The organism is Staphylococcus sp. EG-SA-2 (assembly GCF_017152085.1).
In genome coordinates this window covers 1-808 of the sequence record NZ_JACYHC010001021.1, presented here as the reverse complement: position 1 = coordinate 808, position 808 = coordinate 1, and the positions used below count along the sequence as shown (strand labels likewise).

Below are 808 nucleotides of genomic sequence, written 5' to 3'. Positions count from 1 at the left end.
AGTTTTACAACGTCCGATTCAGCAAGTTATGCACAAGATTTTAAATCTGAGGAAAACGCTAAAAAGATTGCTGAAACTTTAAATCTTTTATATCAATTAACAGGCAATCAAAACGGTGTGAAAGTTGTGAAAGAAGTTGTGGATAGAACTGACTTGTCATCTGATAAATCAGTTGATAGCGAAACAATGTAACTATACTAAGTTATGAGCATTACGCTCATAGCTTTCTTAGAAAGTAGGTGTAGTTTTGGATGATATTCAGAAAATAAAAAAAGAGCTTTCTGAATTAGTTGAACGTGTTGATGATGTTGAAATACTAGCAAATGAAACAGCTGATCATGTGCTTGAACTTAGAGAGGAACATAAGCAACATCATAATGAACTAAGAGAATCTCATAAAGAACTTAAAGATAAGCAAGATAAAGTTGTAGATGAGAATTTAGAGCAAACAAAGATATTAAACAGAATTGAAGAAAGATATCAAACGCAAGTAGATGTTGCGCAAAAAAATGAAGAAAAGACACTCGCCCAAAATAAATGGCTCGTAGGTGCCATATGGGCGCTTGTAACAATTGTTATGATTGCAGTCATTACTGCATCAATTACTGCGTTATTACCTTAAGGGAGGTGGACATAATGAGTTGGGCAAGATGGTTATCATGTTATTTGTATGGTCGTAAATGTAAATAATGTTTTTGGTCAGTGCATCGGCACTGGCTTTTTATTTTGATTGAAAAGAGGTACGTACATGGTATTACACAGCTCAAAAGACAGGAAGCATACTGCAAGTGAAGTTGGGAAGTGTTGT

At 34.5% G+C, this 808-nt stretch carries 2 protein-coding genes; both read left to right on the top strand.

All coding sequences use genetic code 11. From position 1 onward, the window contains the following. On the top strand, positions 1-192 hold a 192-nt coding region (locus IDG60_RS17480; protein ID WP_206160993.1), incomplete at its 5' end, for a hypothetical protein. A gap of 55 nt (positions 193-247) precedes the next feature. Next, positions 248-622 (top strand): hypothetical protein, encoded by a 375-nt coding sequence (locus IDG60_RS17475; protein WP_000340977.1) that lies wholly within the window; start codon positions 248-250, stop codon positions 620-622. Positions 623-808 lie beyond the last annotated feature (186 nt).